The 18,105-nt window shown below is 43.4% G+C and carries 12 protein-coding genes and 5 pseudogenes; 10 read left to right on the top strand and 7 right to left on the bottom strand.

Annotated features, from left to right (window positions below; genetic code table 11):
* Positions 1–209 precede the first annotated feature (209 nt).
* From IM496_RS09770 to IM496_RS09760, 3 pseudogenes are all read left to right on the top strand, one after another.
* Positions 210–554: pseudogene (locus tag IM496_RS09770) on the top strand (IS630 family transposase); the annotation flags it as partial.
* Between the two features lie 33 nt (positions 555–587).
* A pseudogene (locus IM496_RS22695) lies at positions 588–800 on the top strand (transposase); the annotation flags it as partial.
* Positions 801–1,042: 242 nt separating this feature from the next.
* Positions 1,043–1,216: pseudogene (locus IM496_RS09760) on the top strand (IS630 family transposase); the annotation flags it as partial.
* Positions 1,217–1,249: 33 nt separating this feature from the next.
* Here the strand turns inward: IM496_RS09760 and IM496_RS09755 are convergent.
* The 3 genes from IM496_RS09755 to petE all read right to left on the bottom strand — a co-directional run bounded on the left by IM496_RS09755 (position 1,250) and on the right by petE (position 5,006).
* Positions 1,250–2,008: a sulfite exporter TauE/SafE family protein gene (locus tag IM496_RS09755; protein ID WP_104397213.1), complete on the bottom strand. Its 759-nt coding sequence runs from the start codon at positions 2,006–2,008 to the stop codon at positions 1,250–1,252.
* A 362-nt stretch (positions 2,009–2,370) separates the two neighbouring features.
* The gene (locus IM496_RS09750) at positions 2,371–3,372 is read right to left on the bottom strand and encodes a pentapeptide repeat-containing protein (RefSeq protein WP_287661830.1); all 1,002 of its coding nucleotides are present in this window, start codon (positions 3,370–3,372) and stop codon (positions 2,371–2,373) included.
* 1,256 nt (positions 3,373–4,628) lie between these two features.
* Positions 4,629–5,006, bottom strand: a complete 378-nt coding sequence (gene petE / locus IM496_RS09745) for a plastocyanin (protein ID WP_008203920.1) — start codon at positions 5,004–5,006, stop codon at positions 4,629–4,631.
* Positions 5,007–5,198: 192 nt separating this feature from the next.
* Between petE and petJ the strand changes: the two genes are divergently transcribed.
* The 4 genes and pseudogenes from petJ to IM496_RS22690 all read left to right on the top strand — a co-directional run.
* Complete coding sequence (petJ, locus tag IM496_RS09740) at positions 5,199–5,519, top strand: cytochrome c6 PetJ (RefSeq protein WP_002732729.1); 321 nt, start codon at positions 5,199–5,201, stop codon at positions 5,517–5,519.
* A 116-nt stretch (positions 5,520–5,635) separates the two neighbouring features.
* A complete protein-coding gene (locus IM496_RS09735; protein WP_287661829.1) occupies positions 5,636–7,315 on the top strand; it encodes a DUF3352 domain-containing protein in 1,680 nt (559 codons plus the stop codon).
* 94 nt (positions 7,316–7,409) lie between these two features.
* Positions 7,410–8,015, top strand: a pseudogene (locus IM496_RS09730) (transposase); the annotation flags it as partial.
* An 88-nt stretch (positions 8,016–8,103) separates the two neighbouring features.
* Positions 8,104–8,295: pseudogene (locus IM496_RS22690) on the top strand (transposase); the annotation flags it as partial.
* A gap of 30 nt (positions 8,296–8,325) precedes the next feature.
* Here IM496_RS22690 and IM496_RS09725 read toward each other — a convergent pair.
* The gene (locus IM496_RS09725; RefSeq protein ID WP_287661828.1) at positions 8,326–10,701 is read right to left on the bottom strand and encodes an ATP-binding response regulator; all 2,376 of its coding nucleotides are present in this window, start codon (positions 10,699–10,701) and stop codon (positions 8,326–8,328) included.
* Positions 10,702–10,981: 280 nt separating this feature from the next.
* Between IM496_RS09725 and IM496_RS09720 the strand changes: the two genes are divergently transcribed.
* From IM496_RS09720 to kaiC, 3 genes are all read left to right on the top strand, one after another.
* Positions 10,982–11,908 (top strand): circadian clock protein KaiA, encoded by a 927-nt coding sequence (locus IM496_RS09720; protein ID WP_194015759.1) that lies wholly within the window; start codon positions 10,982–10,984, stop codon positions 11,906–11,908.
* A 57-nt stretch (positions 11,909–11,965) separates the two neighbouring features.
* Entirely contained in the window at positions 11,966–12,280 is a 315-nt protein-coding gene (kaiB, locus tag IM496_RS09715; protein ID WP_002733742.1) for a circadian clock protein KaiB, read from the top strand.
* A gap of 193 nt (positions 12,281–12,473) precedes the next feature.
* Positions 12,474–14,036, top strand: a complete 1,563-nt coding sequence (gene kaiC / locus IM496_RS09710; protein ID WP_194015761.1) for a circadian clock protein KaiC — start codon at positions 12,474–12,476, stop codon at positions 14,034–14,036.
* A gap of 21 nt (positions 14,037–14,057) precedes the next feature.
* Here kaiC and IM496_RS09705 read toward each other — a convergent pair whose 3' ends face one another.
* From IM496_RS09705 to IM496_RS09695, 3 genes are all read right to left on the bottom strand, one after another.
* Complete coding sequence (locus IM496_RS09705; protein WP_194015763.1) at positions 14,058–15,053, bottom strand: lysylphosphatidylglycerol synthase transmembrane domain-containing protein; 996 nt, start codon at positions 15,051–15,053, stop codon at positions 14,058–14,060.
* A gap of 177 nt (positions 15,054–15,230) precedes the next feature.
* Positions 15,231–16,334, bottom strand: a complete 1,104-nt coding sequence (locus tag IM496_RS09700) for a sulfotransferase family protein (RefSeq protein WP_287661827.1) — start codon at positions 16,332–16,334, stop codon at positions 15,231–15,233.
* A 5-nt stretch (positions 16,335–16,339) separates the two neighbouring features.
* Positions 16,340–17,728 carry an aspartate aminotransferase family protein gene (locus tag IM496_RS09695; RefSeq protein WP_287661826.1) on the bottom strand — a complete coding sequence of 463 codons (1,389 nt, stop codon included), beginning with the start codon at positions 17,726–17,728 and terminating at the stop codon, positions 16,340–16,342.
* Positions 17,729–18,105 lie beyond the last annotated feature (377 nt).

The following is an 18,105-nucleotide window of genomic DNA, read 5'->3' as shown; positions in this document are numbered from 1 at the left end:
TGGTTATAATTAAATTAAAAATGGATTTTAGGTTCGATCCCCCCTGCCCCCCTTGATAAGGGGGGTGCCGATCCCCCCTTAGTCCCCCCTTTAATCCCCCCTTAATAAGGGGGGCATCTGACAACTTTTAACGCCTACCTAGTTAATTAGAAGCAAAGCACTTATTAAAAACATGATTAACCTAGAATTCACGGAAGAAGAAAAGAACTCAATGTTTAAAAGTAGGTTCTCTTCCTTCTAAAGCTGACCGGGATGAACAAGAAGACTACAAAGAAAAAAAGCTAGAACCGAGACTAAATGAGGCTAAAGAAGGAAAAAGGGCTGTTTTTTTTGTTGATGCGGCTCACTTTGTTATGGGAGCTTTTTTCGGTTTTATTTGGTGTTTTGAGAGACTGTTAGTTAAGTCACTGAGCGGGCGCAAACGCTTTAATGTTTTAGGAGCATTAAATGCAATAAATCATGAAGTTATTCTGGTAACATATAACAATTATATTACAGCAACTCAAGTCTGTGAACTTATTGAAAAAATAGCTGCTTTAGGACTAATAATTCCTAAGCTAAGACGCATTTAACCCGCTTATTCTTAGATTAGCCGAACCTCCCCCAATCCCTTTACTGTTGCCTGTTGCCTCGTCTCAACAAGCAATTTAAATTACGAACAGCTTATCACTCTGGTATTAGATGATGCCCGCTATCAAAAATGTAAAATTGTTGAAGAATTAGCTCTTTCCTTGTCAATAGATCTACTCTATCTGCCGTCTTATTCGCCTAATCTAAATTTAATTGAAAGGCGGTGGAAATTGGGTGCATCCCATATTTGCAGAAATACCGACAATCAGTAATTATCAGTGACTCTTAAATTAGTACAAAAATATGAACAATCGCGTGTAAGCATCTCACACTTAAGCTAATGCGCGGGGGGTAGAACCCCCCAAAAGCTTGGATTGAGTGATAAAACCGAAAGTAACGCCCAATTTTAGGAGAAAGTTTCCCCTGAAAAATCCCAAATTAGTAGATTTAAAAAAATGAGATGCACCCGTGAAAATTTGTCAAAAAGAAATGTTTATATGGTAAATATTATGAAAACTTTTCTGACTTTTCTTCAGCTATTTATGAATGTCTGAATGATGCCCATCTGAAACATAAAAAAGAACTGTATTTCTTGCTGACTCTAAGATTTCAGAAGTTTAATAAATCTCAGATTATGAACGTCTAAAGTATATCTCTGCCATTACTTCAGAAAAACGGTCTAAGAGCAAGCGCGGATCAAGAAATAAATGGCCATCAGTAGCAGAAAAATATAAAAAGTAATCCGCACCAATTGATCGGGTAATTTCGGTAAAAAACGAGTGGTTACTTGTACACCTAGAGAACCACCGATACCTAAAATAATCCCTTCTAGATAAAGAATATAACCGGCTTGGGCATGAGCGAAACAGGCGGCGATCGAATTGAGTAAAACCACACCTAAACTGGTGACAATGGCGATTTTGATCTTTTCTGCCAAAAAAATCATTTGTAGTGGCACCATGATCGCTCCACCACCAATTCCGAAAATACCGGCTAGAAATCCGGCGATTCCTCCGGTTAGCAGACGGGCTAGATTAGGATTTAATCTAATAGCAGAAACTGACTCTTTTTGGCTTAAATTTTGCTTGAGATTGGTTAAATAGATATTGAGCAGCAAAAAACAACCAAAAGCCGCTTCTAGGAGGTGTTTAGGGCTAGATTTGACCAGATAAACCCCGATAAATGCCGTAAAAATCCCGGGTAAACCTAAGAGGAGAACTCGCTGCCATTTGAGGAAACCTAATCGCCAATTTTGGATCGTACCCCCTAGGGAAGTAAAAACGATCGCTAAACTGCTGGTAGCCACCGATTCCCCGTAACTGTAGCCCAAATTTAACAGGATCGCCACGGAGATAGTGCCACCCCCAATACCGAATAAACCCGCTAATAAGCCCGAAAAAACGCCTGTTATCAGTAAAATAAAGTAATTGTTCGGCATTATCTTCGGTTCATGGCCTTGAAGGCTCTGAGTAGTCGTGCAAAATCAATTTCCTAGTCGAGACAGGAGACGGGAGACAGTAAGCTGTTCGTAATTTAAATTGCTTTTTGAGACGAGGCAAGAGGCAAAAGGCAACAGTAAAGCGATTGGGGGAGGTTCGGCTAATCTAAGAATAAGCGGTTTAAATGCGTCTTAGCTTATTCAGGAGATTATTTTTATTTATTCTCCCCACTCCCAACTCCAGCACTCCCCACTCCCAATTCATAATTTATAATTCATAATTCATCATTACCCCAAGAAAAACCCCACGGTTATAGAAACCTCGGCGGAAAAGTCTCTACAACCGGGTTTTTCTAGGAATCTTAGGAAAGGAGATTGCCGCGACTACCGTTAGGAAGAATAGTTTCTTCGAGGGAAGCGGAAAGAAGATTATTTTCGGTTAAAATCGCCCCGATTAAGTTAGCTCGTTTGAGATTAGCTCGTTTAAGATTGCTTCCCACTAAATAACTTAAGAGTAATCCTGCTTGGTGTAGGTTAGCACCGGAAAGGTTAGCGGAGGCTAAATTAGCGCCGAGAAGATTACAACCGGTTAAGTTAGCCTGGCGAAAATTGGCTTTATTAGCGTCAGTTTTGCTTAAATCGGCACCGGTTAAGTTAGCTCCCTCAAAATCACTACAATTGAGGTTAGCTCCCGTCAGATTAGCTCCTTCCAGGTTAGCATAACGTAAATCCGCCCCGCGTAAATCCGCCCCGCGCAAATCGGCATAGCTGAGGTCGGCGTATTGAAGATGGCAGTTTTCCAGATTAGCTTGATAGAGATAGGCTCGAATTAGGTTAGCCTCTTTTAAGTTAGCATGGCTAAGATTAGCAGAGCTAAGAATAGCACGAGTGAGAATAGCCCGTTTTAGGTTGGCTTTCTCCGCCATGGCATGGGTTAAAGTGGCTGAGGTGAGATTAGCCGCTTCCAGATTCGCCTTGAACAGTTGGGCAAAAAGTAAGCTACTGTGAATTAAACAGGCAGAACTTAAATCGGCTTTTTTGAGAACAGTATTACTCAAAATTGCGCCGCTTAGGTTACTTTGGCGCAAATTTGCCCCAGAAAGAGCGGCTTTAGTTAGGTTAGCGTCGATAAGACAAGCTTTGCTTAAATTAACTTCTTCCAGGGAAGCGGCATTGAAATTGGCGTTAATTAAACAAGCTTCGGTTAAATTGGCTTGTCTTAAGTAACTATGACTTAGGTTAATCTGGTTTAAACACTGTCTCTTTAAATTGACTCCGCTAAGTCTGACTTCAGCAAAGTTGCGTTCACCTCGATTATACAGTTCGATTAGATGTTCACGATCAGTTAAGGCATTGCTACTCATAAAATGACTGAATTGTTCTGGAAGGTGATTTCCAGAGAATTGGTTGGGGAAAATTACTGGTCATGAAGTCGATCTCCAAAATTAGTACAGGGAGCGACTGGGGATTTTTGCGAATAAATAGAAATTTTCAACGAATTACGGGCTTAAAATCCCTATTGACAATTACTAAAGCGGGTAAATAACTACAAGAATCGGGGTTCAATACCAAAAACAAACTCTACCTAAACCCGCCACTTGTTACCAGCCAGGTCTAGGCATTAAATTAGAGAAGTCTTGTGCGTCAGTTTTTCTGACTGAATCTACTGCCTCGCCGATGTCTTGACTCGGTATCATACAGTTGAATTTGTTAGGTCTGCTTAGTCAGTCCAGTAGCCAACAGGCTAAAACTCTTAATCACCAGATTTCGGGGACTTTCTAGTTGAGCAATCATAAAACTTCGTAAAAGTCAATCCCTCTTGGGGATAAATCGCCCTATTTTGTTCCCTGAAGCCTTGCTGTGATTAGTTTATCAGGTTGTGGCCTGTTTTGGCAAGAGGAGTTAATGGCTTTTTAATCAATTCGCCAAAAGGCTTGATTTTCCCTAGTGGTTAACGAAGGTAGGGGACAGGAGGCAGTCCCGATGAAAAAATTTTCACCACCAGAGATGAAAGAGGTTTCTTTCCCTAGGTGATTTCTGATAAAGAAGATACCTGATAGATTAAAGTAGGGGAAATGGGGAGCTTCTCGACTTTGTGTGATAATCAGTGCTTATTATTCGTAGGAGTTTTGCCAGACAAGGCTTTAAAGACTATATTTCCCGAAAATTATCGGCTGCATCTCAATTTTGTGACTTTCCCTCACATACTTGGTGAGCAGCAGCAGTTATTCAAAGAGGGCGAATGCAATTCGCCCCTACAATCCTATCATTGCGCCAATGGTAGGGGCGCACCGTGGTCAGTGAGTTTATCGAACTGCGCGCGCCCAAAATGTCATCTACATATTTCGACAAAATTGAGATGCACCCAAATTATCCCTATTCTTCTTCCTTCCACACAAAAACCAGAAGAGCCCCAACTGAAGAACCTCACTGATTACTGTTTACTGATAACTGAAAAGTCTTCATAATTCCCAAAAAAAACAACCCGCGGCAGTTAAACGCGAGTTATTTTTGGCTAAAATCGGATAATTATACCAAATTTCTAAATCCATGACAGACATCCACGCTCGAATGCTTGCCAAACCTTCATTCGTTGTGACGCGAATAAAGAAAAATGGTATTACTGAACAGTAATCGTTCCGACCATACCGGCACCGCGATGGGGTTCGCAGTAGTAAGTGTAAGTACCCGGTTCGCTGAAAGTGCTTTCAAAGGACTCACCGGCGGAAAAAGCCAGACCTTTATGGGATAATTTAGCAGCCTGGGCTTCGGGAACTTTGGTGCTATCGAAAACTATGTTATGGGGAGAAAGTTTGTTATTGACCCATTTCACCGTATCTCCTGCTTTAATAGTGAGGGTGGGGGGATCAAATTGTAGTGTACCTGCATCACCGCCCATCTTCACCGTGAAGGTTTCGGCGGAAGCGGCGGCAGTGTTGAAGAAGAAGCTAGAGAGGACTAGCGCCACGGTAGCGAACAATAAACCTAATTTTTTCATGCTTGTTAATCCTTTACACGAGGGAAGATGACAAGTTTGACAGCCTGTCTTTTGACAAAAAAGTAAAAGTTTGCTTTTAACTGTCCTATGAATTAATTCTACACCAAGTTTGACAGCTTGTCTTTTGACAAGAAAACCGGTTTTTTCTGACGATGGTTGGGGAATTTCTTAAGAAATAGAGGAGAACCAATCGTGAAAAGACTATTAATTTCCCTGTGCTTGCTCTTGGCTGTGGTTACTTTCGGTATGGCTCGTCCGGCTTTAGCTGATGGGGCTTCGATTTTCAGTGCTAACTGCGCTTCCTGCCACATGGGCGGTAAAAACGTGGTTAATGCCGCTAAAACCCTGAAAAAAGAAGATTTAGTTAAATACGGCAAAGATTCCGTTGAAGCTATCGTTACCCAAGTTACCAAAGGTATGGGGGCGATGCCTGCTTTCGGTGGTCGTCTCAGCGCTGAAGATATCGAAGCTGTAGCTAACTATGTCCTCGCTCAAGCGGAAAAAGGCTGGTAAAAATTAGTTATCGGTGGCGAGTTATCCGTTGTCAGTCTGGTAAGAATTGTAGCGATCGAAATTCTTGGGACATTTGCCGGCTTAAAATAGCTAATGGTTCATCTCGGGACAAGGTTGTGAAATTGCGATCGTTTTTCTATATTTTAGGTGCGACGGTAATCATTCTCCTAGGAGTCGCTACAGCCAGTTTTGCTTGGATTCTCGCCGATAGTCCTCTGTCTTTGCTCAAAGGTGGGGTGCTGCGGGAACCGGCGGCGGCGATTTTTGTGCCGAAACAGGCCCCGGTTATGGTATCCTTGCTAGTCAATCCCGAACGTTTAGAGTCTTTTGGTCAATTAATCGCTACACCGGCTAATCGACGACGTTCCCACCAACAAATTAAAGATTTAGAAAAAACTCTGCTCGGTAAAACGGGATTAAATTATCAAAAGGAAATCAAACCCTGGTTAGGGGAGGAAATTACCCTCGCTGTTACTTCCCTAGATTTCGATCGCGATACCGATAATGGTATCCAACCGGGTTATCTTTTGGCAATTCAAAGTAAAGATGGTGAACGCGCTAAGGAATTTCTGCAAGCTTCCTACTCAAAACAGGCGGTTTCGGGCAAATTTGACCTCGTTTTTGAACTCTACAAGGGAGTTAACCTGATTTATCAACGTCCCTTGACCGCAGGAGATAATAATCGTTTTCTCGCTAGTGCCGTGGTGGGTGATACGGTGCTTTTTGCCAATAATATCAAGGTTTTGCGCGAGGCACTTAATAACGTGCAAGTACCGGATTTAAACCTAAAAAATAGCCCTGATTACCGAGAAGCTCTCAAAAATATCACCGAACCGCATATAGCTATAGTTTACGGCAATTTACCCCCGTTATCGGCTTGGATCGCTAATCAACCCGTCCCGGAGAGTCCCGAAGCAAAACAACGATTAGCCACGGCTTTTTCCCTCAAATCCGGGGGAATAGTCGCTCAAACCGCCTTAATTGGAGTCTTAGGACAGGATGACCAAGCACCAATTTTATCTAGTCCCGTGGGAGCATTATCTTTTATCGGCGAAAATAGCCTTTTAGTCGCCGCTAGTCGCGATTTAAATCGTTTTTGGACTCAGGTAGAGGAGGGTTTAGAAGCAGATAGTCCCCTACAGGAATTAATAACACAGGTCTTAAACCGCTTCCAGTCGCCTTTAGGTTTAAATTTGCCTGAAGACGTTTTTAGCTGGGTTAGAGGCGAATATAGTCTCGCTCTCGTGCCTAATTCAAAGGGGATGGAACCCGATAGTGTTTTTGTAGGGGAACGGGTGATGGGGGTAGAGGTGGACAGTGCGATCGAGCATTTGGATGAGTTGGCCCGCAGTCGCGGCTATAATGTGGTTAATCTGCCTTTACTCGATCGAACGGTGACAGCTTGGACAAAGTTAACCACGGCGGTCCCGGGAGGAAAAGCGCAACTAGAAACGATCGTGACGGGAGTGCATACTAGGGTCGATAATTATGAAATTATCGCTAGTTCTGTGGAAGCGATGGGTTTAGCTTTATCTGCACAGAAAAACCCCATTTTAAGTAGTGGTAAGTTTCGACAGGCAATTACTGCTTTACCCGCAGAAAATGATGGTTATTTTTACGTCGATTGGCGACAATTGCAACCGGTAATCGAGGCAAAATTCCCGATCGTGCGGGTGTTAGAATTATCGATTAAGCCTTTATTTAATAATCTGCGTTCTCTTACGATTAGCAGCCAAGGCAGTGAAAATTCTGTGCGTCGGGGAACGATTTTCTTTAATCTGGGAGTGAAGTCTTAATCAGTTATCAGTTATCAGATATAGCAATTATTGGAGCTATGAGGTACAATGGAAAGCAAATAGACAAATAAATAATAGAACTCGCCAGCTTCCTATGAGACCCTATTCCGTAGATTTTCGCCAAAAAGTTATCGATGTCTGGAAGAAAGAAAAAATTTCCATTCGAGGACTAGCCCAGAGATTTGACGTGGCCAAAAGCTTTATTCAGAAGTTATTGAAGCAACATAAAGAAACAGGAGATATCCGTCCTCGTCCGCAAGGGGGAAGTTCGCCAAGCAAGTTAAATAGTGAACAACTGATAATTTTAATAGAAATCATCGAAGCTAACAATAATGCAACTCTCGAAGAATTATCGGACTTACTGTATGAAAAGACACAGGTGAAAGTCAATAGAGCCACCCTGGGGCAGCCTACGCAAAAACTCAATTACAGCTTCAAAAAAAAACACTACACGCGGCGGAAAAAGAAAGTGACAGGGTGCAGCAAAAAAGAGTGGAATACTGGTCCCAAGTTCGGGAAATTGAGGCATCAAAACTAATTTTCATCGATGAATCGGGGGTGAATTTAGCCCTTTTGAGACTCTATGCTAGAGCCTTAATTGGCCAAAGAGATCGGGGAAGAAAACCACAAAAAAGAGGGAGAAATATTTCAATAATTAGTGCTATAAGCTTAGAAAAAGTTGTCGCATCAGTCAATATATAGCAGTTCTCACACCTGTGTGGCACAGTTTAATCTTTGCTGATTAAACTTTTCAACATCGATAATGTACCTCTTGCGAACAGGAAACGCTATATTTACCTCCTTATTCTCCCGAATTCTCTCCTATTGAAAACTTTTGATCAAAAGTCAAAGCGATGTTAAGAAAACTGAAGGCGAGAACTTACAAAGACTTAATAGAAGGGATTGAATTGGCTATGTTACAAGTTACTCAAAAAGATATTCGCAATTGGTTTACTCACTGTTGCTACTGTACCTCATAAGTCAGAGAATTGCTATAGTATGACTTGCCCTTACCGTTTTTTGTGGCGAGAAAAAGCCAGATCAGCAGTCTCGATTACCTTTAATAGCTGTTCAATGCGGTTTTCCGTTGGGGGGGCCAAACAGGGAAAAACGGCTAAACCGGGGATTTGATTGGCCACCTCGGTGACAGCCACATCAAGGGTGACTAGGGGTAAATTAGCTAGGGTTTCCGACTTGCTCAAGGTTTGTAGATAAGAGTATAAATCCTCTGTGATCGAACTATCGATTAAGATAGCGTCCACCTCCCAGACAGTAGCTAAAAGTTCCGCCTGTTCGCAACTATCGGCCTCGATAAAACGATAATTTTCCCGGACTAATTGATTATTCCAAATCCAGCTAAAGGAAGATAAATCGGAGAAATTGGGGGCATAATGACCGTGTAAACGCAGCAGAGTCGGAGCAGTGCGCCGTTTTCGGCTAGGAACGGGGGAAACGGTCAGATTTAAGCAAGCTTGCAGCGCAGCTGAGGTGATCGGCGGAACCAGAAAACTATCGGCCCCTTGCTGTTGACTGCGGTTGCGCTCGGAATCAGCGGCGGTGACAATAACTTTTATATCTTTGGTTTGGGGATGGGATTTGAGCAGCGTTAACACATCCCAACCGGACAAGAGGGGTAGATTGGGATTGAGAAAAACACAACGGGGTTTTAACTGACGGGCTTTTTCGATCGCCTCAGTGCCGCTACGAGCGATAATGGTTTTTAATCCCAATTCACTCAAGCGATCGACAAACTGTTCGATCACTTGGGGATTAGCTTCCACCAGCAACACCAGACGCTGGGGAGTGGCGGACTCCTGATCGGCACCTTGGGGATGAACCGGCAGTAGTAAAGTAAATTCACTACCTTCCTGGGCCCTGGAGACAAAAGATAGATCGCCACCGTGACAGCGTGCTAATTTTTGGCTGAGGACTAAACCTAAACCTGCACCCTCAAATTGACGGGTGAAAGGACTTTCTAGCTGTTGGAATTTCTGAAAAATCAGATGCTGGGATTCTTCCGGAATACCGATTCCTGTATCCCAGACGGTAAAAGCCAGCCAATTTTCCCAACGATTAACTTTAATGCCCAAATTACCGCCATCAATGGTGAATTTTACCGCATTATCTAACAAATGCACTAACATCTGTTGTAAACGGGCTTCATCGGCCAGAACATAGTCTAACCCCGATTCGATGTCAAGACGATAGCTGCTGGGGAGATCGAGACGTTGGGGATATTTATCGACGATGATATCGTACACCCGTTGACAGAGGCGATCGATTTTGACTCTAGATAAAGTTAATTGTAGTTGTCCTGTCTCTAGGCGGGTTAAATCGAGGAGATCATTGACCAAAGCCATCAACTGGCGACCGCTGCGATAGATTAAATCGGCATATTTGGACTGTCGGGGGTTAAGTTCACCGATTTTTTGTTCCCGGAGCAGACTGGAGAGACCGATAACGGCGGTGAGGGGCGATTTAAACTCATGGCTAACACAGGCGAGAAATTCATCCTTAAGACGATTTAAATGGACTAGATCGGCATTTTTAACCGCTAATTCCTGACAATATTGCTGTTGTTCGGTGATATCGGTGGCTAACAGTAACCATAGTCCTGAAGCTTTCTCGATCAAAGGATAATTATCCGTTAAATTTAACGGCACGGACAACAGGCGCCAAGTCTTAGTTAAACCCGATGTCACCGTTTCTAGACGCTGGGGAAACAGGGGGGGAGTGGGGGATGGGAGGGTTAAGGGGTCATTAACTAAAGCCAAGGCAGAGTTATCGATATTAGCGGGGAAAGCTGCCCCGATTTGTTGACACCAAGCCTGATTTTGGTATAAAATTCCCGCTTCTGGACTGTAGAGCAGCAGCGGCAGCGGTAATTGTTCTAGAAATTCCAGAGGATGATCGCTGCGGGGGGGGGTAATGCGATCGCTGATGCGGAGATGCGGGGGAGGATCATCGAGAATCGAGCGCCCGAGACAAAATTGCAGAAGTTTGCCCGTGTCTAAGCGTCCTAACAGTTTGCCCTGAGCATCCACTAAAATAGGGGCTTTTGCGATCGCTTCTGCCGTCAGGGTGGCGAGAAACTCACTCACGGCCATGCGCGAGTTAAGAGGGATAATTGGACGCAGCCAACCGCTTAGATCGAGACGGTTGCAGGAGGGGTTTCTGGTTTCGGGGTGCTGTTGTTGATAGAGGAGGTAAGCAATCAGGGCTTGACTCTCAATCAGTCCTAGGGGACAATACCGCTCATCCACCACCACGATCGCTTCTGGATTGCCCGTGTTAATTAAATCGCAAAGACTGGCCCTGTCGATAATTAATTCACAGGTAGTGACAGATTGATTAAAGTGATGGAGACTGAGGGTAACGCTAGGCATGGGGATAATTGGGGAGGGCGGTGGCGGTAACTTTAGGGCATAATTAACAAACTGATGGCCAAACTATTAGTCGTCCTAGAACTTGAATTTACCTTGATTATGACGCTCGCTCATCTAGAGAACCGCTCCATTGATTACAATTAACTACGATACCCACTGCCAAAAAGCAAAGTTAACTTTTAACTTCCTTTAGCTGATGGCGGGGGGGGGTTGTCTTCTCAACAGAGAAAGCCTAACCTATTGTTTGTCAATTTCTATCTACCTTGCGGGTGAGAAAACGTTGCCTCCGAGACTGACTATTTATGCTTTTGTCCCAACGGACTCACCCTTAACGGGGGTGAGTCCGTTGGGTCTGGTTAATTCTTTGACGGCTTTATTGGCTAATGAACGCTATAATCTAACCCTGGGGTCTTCTTCTAGCGAATTACTGGCTAATATCGAAGCAGAGAAGGAAAAAATCGATTGTTTGCTGGTGGTCTCTCATCCTTCCCTACAGCCGACTTTTAATCAACTCTACGAAGCGGGGATTTTACTGCCCGTAGTGATCATTGTCGCTGACAAAAACATCACTGCCGGAACGAATGACTCTCCCACCTGTCTCTATCATAGTGCCGAATTACAAATCACCGTCAAGGAATTAGACAGCATCACCGCCGTCATCGACCAAGCGATCGCTAGGTTTCTCCATTTAGCTCCTAACTGCTCTTTTTCCGAGCGGACTACGATTGTTAACCAACCAAATCCCGTGGCCAATAATCACAGTTTTCTCCTCCTACAACAGCGCCGTTTAGCGGAAAAATTAAAAGAAAGACTCGGCTATTTAGGTGTTTACTACAAACGCAACCCGCAGCTATTCTATCGCAATCTTGCCCCAGAGGAAAAAAAAGAATTACTGCGGGAAGTAAGAGCAGATTATCGGGAGATTATTTTAAATTACTTCCAACAGGATTATCCGATTAATCAAGCGATCGACGAGTTGGTTAATAATGTCTTTTTTACCGATCTCTCGGTGTCGCAAATTCTGGAAATTCACATGGAGTTAATGGACGAATTTTCCCAACAGTTAAAATTAGAAGGCAGAAGTGAGGAAATTCTCCTAGATTATCGTCTCGCCCTTATTGATATCCTTGCTCACTTGGGGGAAATGTATCGTCGTTCCATACCTCGCGAGGATATCCCTTATGATTTATTATTGGGAATAGACTAAAATCTCCCCCCATAAATAGCGATGAACTCGTATCCCCAGCCCCTTTGATCCTAACCTATGAGCGTCTTCAAAAAAACCTATGTTTTAAAACTGTACGTCGCTGGCAATACACCCAACTCTGTGCGTGCCTTAAAAACCCTGAAAAATATCCTAGAAGAGGAATTTCAGGGAGTGTATGCGCTCAAGGTGATTGACGTGCTGAAAAACCCACAACTAGCGGAGGAAGACAAGATTCTCGCTACTCCTACCCTTGCGAAAGTCCTCCCTCCCCCGGTGCGGAAAATTATCGGTGATTTGTCCGATCGAGAGAAGGTTCTGATCGGTTTAGACTTACTGTACGAGGAAATTCGTGAACGAGAAAATGATAGCTAGGTCTTTGGCCATAGGTGATTAGACGGGTTATATTTATTGAAGGAGAAATGATCGGGGCGTAATCTAGTACGTCTATAGGAAAGTCAAGAGTCAATGGAAATCGAGATGGTGTAAAGTGTCTAGTCAGGCTTGATATGTTTCTGTGGAAAAATTAGATAAAAATCCTACTCTTTAAATACTCGCTGGATAAATAATGACTCAATCTAACTCTAATAGCCAATCAAATCCACCGATTAAACCCAAAGGTGTTCGCAAAATTAGAACCCTAATTGAAGGTTTTGATGAGATCACTCACGGTGGTTTACCCATGGGGCGAACTACCTTAGTTAGTGGCACTTCTGGCACGGGAAAAACCCTGCTTGCCGTGCAATTTCTCTACCACGGGATCAAGTATTTTGACTATCCGGGCCTGTTTGTTACTTTTGAAGAATCTCCCACCGATATTATCCAAAATGCCTATAGTTTTGGTTGGGATTTAGAAGAATTAATTGACCAGGGTAAGTTATTTATTCTCGATGCTTCTCCGGATCCGGAAGGTCAAGAGGTGGTGGGTAGTTTCGATCTTTCGGCCCTGATCGAGCGCATTCAATACGCAATTACCAAATATAAAGCAAAACTGGTATCAATTGACTCTGTAACTGCTGTTTTTCAGCAGTACGAAGCGGTGTCAGTGGTGCGGCGGGAAATTTTTCGGCTCGTCGCCAGGTTAAAATTATTAGGAGTGACTTCAATTATGACCACGGAACGTATCGAAGAATACGGAGCGGTAGCCCGTTTTGGTGTAGAAGAATTTGTCTCTGATAATGTGGTAATTATGCGGAACGTGCTAGAGGGAGAAAGACGACGTAGAACCGCAGAAATCCTCAAATTACGGGGAACAACCCACATGAAGGGCGAATATCCCTTTACTATTACCAATGATGGCATTAATATCTTCCCCCTCGGTGCGATGCGTTTAACTCAGCGCTCCTCTAATGTCCGTATTTCTTCGGGAGTAAAAACCCTTGATGATATGTGTGGAGGCGGTTTTTTCAAGGATTCGATTATTTTGGCCACAGGAGCAACAGGTACGGGTAAAACTCTCTTAGTCAGTAAATTTCTAGAAGAAGGCTGTCGGCGCGGTGAGCGGGCGATTTTGTTCGCTTATGAAGAATCTCGCGCTCAATTGTCCCGAAATGCTTCTTCTTGGGGGATCGATTTTGAGGAAATGGAACGCAAGGGATTATTAAAATTGTTGTGTTCTTACCCCGAATCGGCGGGATTAGAAGACCATTTACAGATGATTAAGTCGGAAATCTCGGAATTTAAACCCTCTCGTATTGCTATTGATTCTCTATCGGCACTCGCGCGGGGGGTGACAAATAATGCTTTTCGGCAATTTGTGATCGGGGTGACAGGATACGCCAAACAGGAGGAAATTACGGGATTTTTCACCAATACCACCGACCAATTTATGGGAGCGCACTCGATCACCGAATCCCATATTTCTACGATTACCGACACGATTTTAATGTTGCAGTATGTGGAAATTCGTGGCGAAATGTCGCGAGCGATTAACGTCTTTAAGATGCGCGGTTCTTGGCACGATAAAGGGATTCGTGAATATACTATCAGTCAGGACGGGGCGGATATCAAGGATTCTTTCCGCAATTACGAGCGGATTATTAGTGGTTCCCCAACTAAAATTAGCGTCGATGAAAAGACTGAATTATCGCGGATTGTTCGCAATGTGCGCGAAAAATTACAGGATGAATAATCGGGAGTTGACTGATTGAGATTATTTTGAAGAGCGATCGGGTAAAGTCGGTCTTAGGGAAAATAGCCACCAGATCAATAAACCTAATATAATCCAGAGAATATCTTTAACCCGGCGAATTAGAGAAATCGCTAAACCTAATTCTAGACTACCAGTTAAGGAAGCACCCAGCAGCACTAAAGAACCTTCTAAAGTACCGATATTAGCGGGAATAAAAAAGGTTCCAGCGCGTACCAATTGGGCAACAGAATCAAATAACCAAGCATCGGCAAAACTGATCGGATGTTGGAGAAACTCCATTAAAACATAGATTTCTAAAACCCCGAGAGGCCAATTGAGAAAACCGACGATCAAGCCATTTCTAAATAGGGGCAGATTCCGGTAAAATTCTCCTAAACGATCATCGACGCTGCGAAGATTTTCTAAAGGTTTAGCTAGGCGATCGCCTAAAAAAGAATGACCTAATCGATTAACTATTCGGGAGGATAAACGGAATCGCTGAATCAAGAAAAATATCAGGATACAACTGGAGAATATAGCGAGACTTAATCCAGTAAAAGTTTTAAAAGAATTAGAAAATTTTGGAGAAGCTAGGAGCAGAAAAAAACCGATAATTGCAAAGAAGACAAGGGAAGCAGTATTTAACGTTTTTGTCAGAATAATCGAGGCACTGGTTTCTTTATAGCTAATCTGATAGTGAGTTTTTAACATCACTGCTTTAAAACCTTCTCCTCCCAAAGAAGCGAAGGGAGTCACGCGATTAAAGGCTGCCCCTACCATATAAATTAATAATAGGCGAATTGTCCATCTAGGTTGGATAGGAATGCTTTTAAAAGTTAGTTGCCAAGTAAAAACATCGGTGAGGAATTCTAGGAAATAAAAAATAATTACTAATGTCATTCCCCGCCAACCGACTAGGGTGATTTGTTGCCAAACTTCTTGTAGATTTGTTTGGCGCAAAATTACCCCTAGTAAAACAAAACCTAAACCCAGAAAAATAAATTTAAGATATTTCATAAGTAGTCGTGTAAAATTAATTTATTGGTTAGGATAGGCAAAAGGCAAGAAGTAGTTAGATAGGTGTAATTAATTTTGCTTAGGTACTTACTAAATCCTGTTTAAAAGGTCTAGGAGAGCGGGAAGTGGGGTAGTGGGGAGATGGGGAATTATGAATTATAACTGATAACTGATAACTTATGACTGATAATAGTTCCAACGTTGAATAAATGGCAGCCAATGGGATTCGACTAACTCGATCGCTTTTGGTTCTGGGGGATAATTATTTTTTTTATATCCTTGCAGACTGGCGATATATTTCTCAAAGCGAGGCATAGATATTTTTAAGTCGGGAAGTTTCAGTTGATCGTAGATTTTCTCAATTTGTGCTAGGGGTTCTTTCTCTAAATCTTCAAAACGAATTTCTACAAAACTATCGGCGGGTAAATCGGCACTATCTCCCAGGAGAGAATTAAGCATTGGAGGATAACTTTTCAGAATTACCTGCTCGATTTCATCCGTGGATAAATTATCGTAGGGTTGCAGTGCTAGTTCCGGTAGGATGCGGGTAAAAAAGTGGCGGGTTGAGGGAAAAACTAGATAGGGATTGCGGTAGATATGAATAAATTTAGCATCGGGCCAGATAGCTCGCAATCTGGCGATGTGTGCCGTATAAACGGGGTTTTTAAGTAGTAATTGTTTGCCTTTTTGATGGATGGAAACTTTTTTTAATAGATGAGTATGCCAACGTTGCCAATTGGCGATTTCTTTCTCGCTGCAGCCTTGAAAAAAAACCCCTCGATCGAAATGGTACTGAAAACGTTGGGGAAAGTATAAACCATGGTAGTAGGAAAGGGGGATCATGCTGGCCAGGGCGATCGAATCTTCTTGGGGTGAATTGGGAGTAACAGCGACGTTATCCACATGGCGATCGCTAGGTAGGGCTAATTCTAGCAGCGGTTGAAATAAGCGGACGATACCGAGGATATCCCAGGGTAATCCCACCGCTAGGGGCGAAATATAGCCAAAATGCTCCGATTGACCGAGTAAATTGTGCAAATGGGTCGTGCCGCTGCGCCAATAGCCGACAATAAAAATGGGTGTTTTTACCTGCACGCGGCGCTCATAAAACCCTGTCATCAAAATTCGTTCTAGGGTAGAAAAAGGCAGTCGCGCTAGGGTAACTGCCAGCGCCAGGGTTGCTGGGGCAAAATTGGGGCGATCGATGCCGCCATTGGTCAAAAATAAACGTAATAGGGTACTAAGGTTACTACCGCAGAGGGGATGAAACAAACTGGACATATTAACTATTTTTTGGCGGTTTTTTGGCGGATAGCTTGGCTGGCCAAGGTTTTGCCGAATTCCCAAGCGGCCCCAGGGAAGCGGTGAGCATCAGCGACCACATCTTTAACGGCGGTGACAAGCCAACGGCAATCCTCATCGGAGAGGGTGAGGGGGGGGATAAACTTGATGATATTCATGCCGTGGCCGGAAACCTGCGAGAGAATTTGATGGCGGGTAAAGAGGGGAACGACGATTAACTGGGAAAATAGCCCTTTATTGGCGGTTTCTAGCATTTTCCAGGCGGCTTTTAGTGACCAACTGCTCGGCTCGGCAAATTCCAAGGCGATCATCATCCCCAATCCCCGCACTTCCTGCAAACATTCGTACTGATCTACGAGGGGCCGTAGTTCTGCGATAATTTGTTGACCGATTACGGCCGATCGCTCGACTAATTTTTCCTCTTCAATCACCTGTAAAGTGGCAATACCGGCGGCCATGGCCAGATTATTTTTACCAAAAGTGCTACCGTGAACCACAGAACGATCCATGCGATCGAATACTCGATCGAAGATCCAGCGACGACAGAGAACCGCTCCCACTGGCACAAAACCACCCGAAAGAGCCTTGGCAACACATAAAATGTCCGGTTCTACCCCCCAATGTTCTACAGCCCAAATTTTGCCAGTCCGGCCTAAACCGGTCTGCACTTCATCGGCCACAAAAAGAGTGCCATAACGACGACAAAGGGCAGCCGCCGCCGGGAGATAGTTCGGTTCAGGAATTCTCACCCCGTGACCTTGGATCGGTTCGGTAATAAAAGCCGCTACGTCTTGGTTAATTAGAGCTTTTTCGAGCGCAGCTAGATCACCGAAGGGAATTTCCTTAAAATCGGCGACAAAAGGGCCAAATCCCTCACGATAATGGGGATCGCCAGTGGCGGAAAGGGAACCCATGGTTAACCCGTGGTAGCCTCCCTGACAGTAAACAATTTGGCTGCGTCCGGTGGCGTAGCGGCTGAATTTAATCGCGGCCTCGACGGTTTCCGTGCCGGAATTAGCAAAGAAAACTCGTTCTAATCCGGGAGGTGCGATCGCTGCTAACCGTTCGGCCAGCAATCCCGCTAGGATAGAAGCATCCAATTGGACTAAATTGGGTAATGCTGCCGTCAATACCTCCTGTAAAGCTTGCACGATCTTGGGGTGATTGCGTCCGAGGGCGAAAACACCAAAACCACTCAGTAAGTCCAGATACTTTTCCCCCTGATTGTCGAATAGGTACGGACCTTGGGCTTTAACGTAGTGGCGATCATAGCCGATCGTTTTTAGTACCCTAACCATCTGGGGGTTTAGGTATTGTTCGTGGAGGGCAAAGTTTTCTTCTAGTCTTTTTTCTATCAGTTCTAAAATGCTCATAAATTCCAGATTTGATTACTGAAAAACTATTTTTCAAACACCTCAAAACCGATTATGTCCATAGCACATTATCATGATTTTTGGTTACTTAATATTATAAATTATTCAATATATTTTGTCAAGCATTTAAGAACTTATCTAGAATAATTAAACTAATTAACTCTTGTGGGCTAAAGGTTAAAGCAAATTTTAAATAATTTATTATTCAGTTTTTATATGGTAGGGGCGCATCGCGTGCGCCCAAAATGTAATATCAGTAAACTGATAACTGATAACTGATAACTGATAACTGATAACTGATAACTGATAACTGATAACTGATAACTGATAACTGATAACTGATAACTGATAACTGATAACTGATAACTGATAACTGA

The organism is Microcystis sp. M049S2 (assembly GCF_020245625.1).
GTDB classification, from domain to species: domain Bacteria; phylum Cyanobacteriota; class Cyanobacteriia; order Cyanobacteriales; family Microcystaceae; genus Microcystis; species Microcystis ichthyoblabe_A.
This window is presented reverse-complemented; position numbering and strand designations above follow the sequence as displayed.

Bases quoted from the DNA above. Each gene is read 5' to 3' on its own strand.
- IM496_RS09755 (WP_104397213.1), bottom strand. From the start codon at position 2,008: ATGCCGAACAATTACTTTATTTTACTGATAACAGGCGTTTTTTCGGGC.
- IM496_RS09750 (WP_287661830.1), bottom strand. From the start codon at position 3,372: ATGAGTAGCAATGCCTTAACTGATCGTGAACATCTAATCGAACTGTAT.
- petE (WP_008203920.1), bottom strand. From the start codon at position 5,006: ATGAAAAAATTAGGTTTATTGTTCGCTACCGTGGCGCTAGTCCTCTCT.
- IM496_RS09725 (WP_287661828.1), bottom strand. From the start codon at position 10,701: ATGCCTAGCGTTACCCTCAGTCTCCATCACTTTAATCAATCTGTCACT.
- kaiB (WP_002733742.1), top strand. From the start codon at position 11,966: ATGAGCGTCTTCAAAAAAACCTATGTTTTAAAACTGTACGTCGCTGGC.
- kaiC (WP_194015761.1), top strand. From the start codon at position 12,474: ATGACTCAATCTAACTCTAATAGCCAATCAAATCCACCGATTAAACCC.
- IM496_RS09705 (WP_194015763.1), bottom strand. From the start codon at position 15,053: ATGAAATATCTTAAATTTATTTTTCTGGGTTTAGGTTTTGTTTTACTA.
- IM496_RS09700 (WP_287661827.1), bottom strand. From the start codon at position 16,334: ATGTCCAGTTTGTTTCATCCCCTCTGCGGTAGTAACCTTAGTACCCTA.
- IM496_RS09695 (WP_287661826.1), bottom strand. From the start codon at position 17,728: ATGAGCATTTTAGAACTGATAGAAAAAAGACTAGAAGAAAACTTTGCC.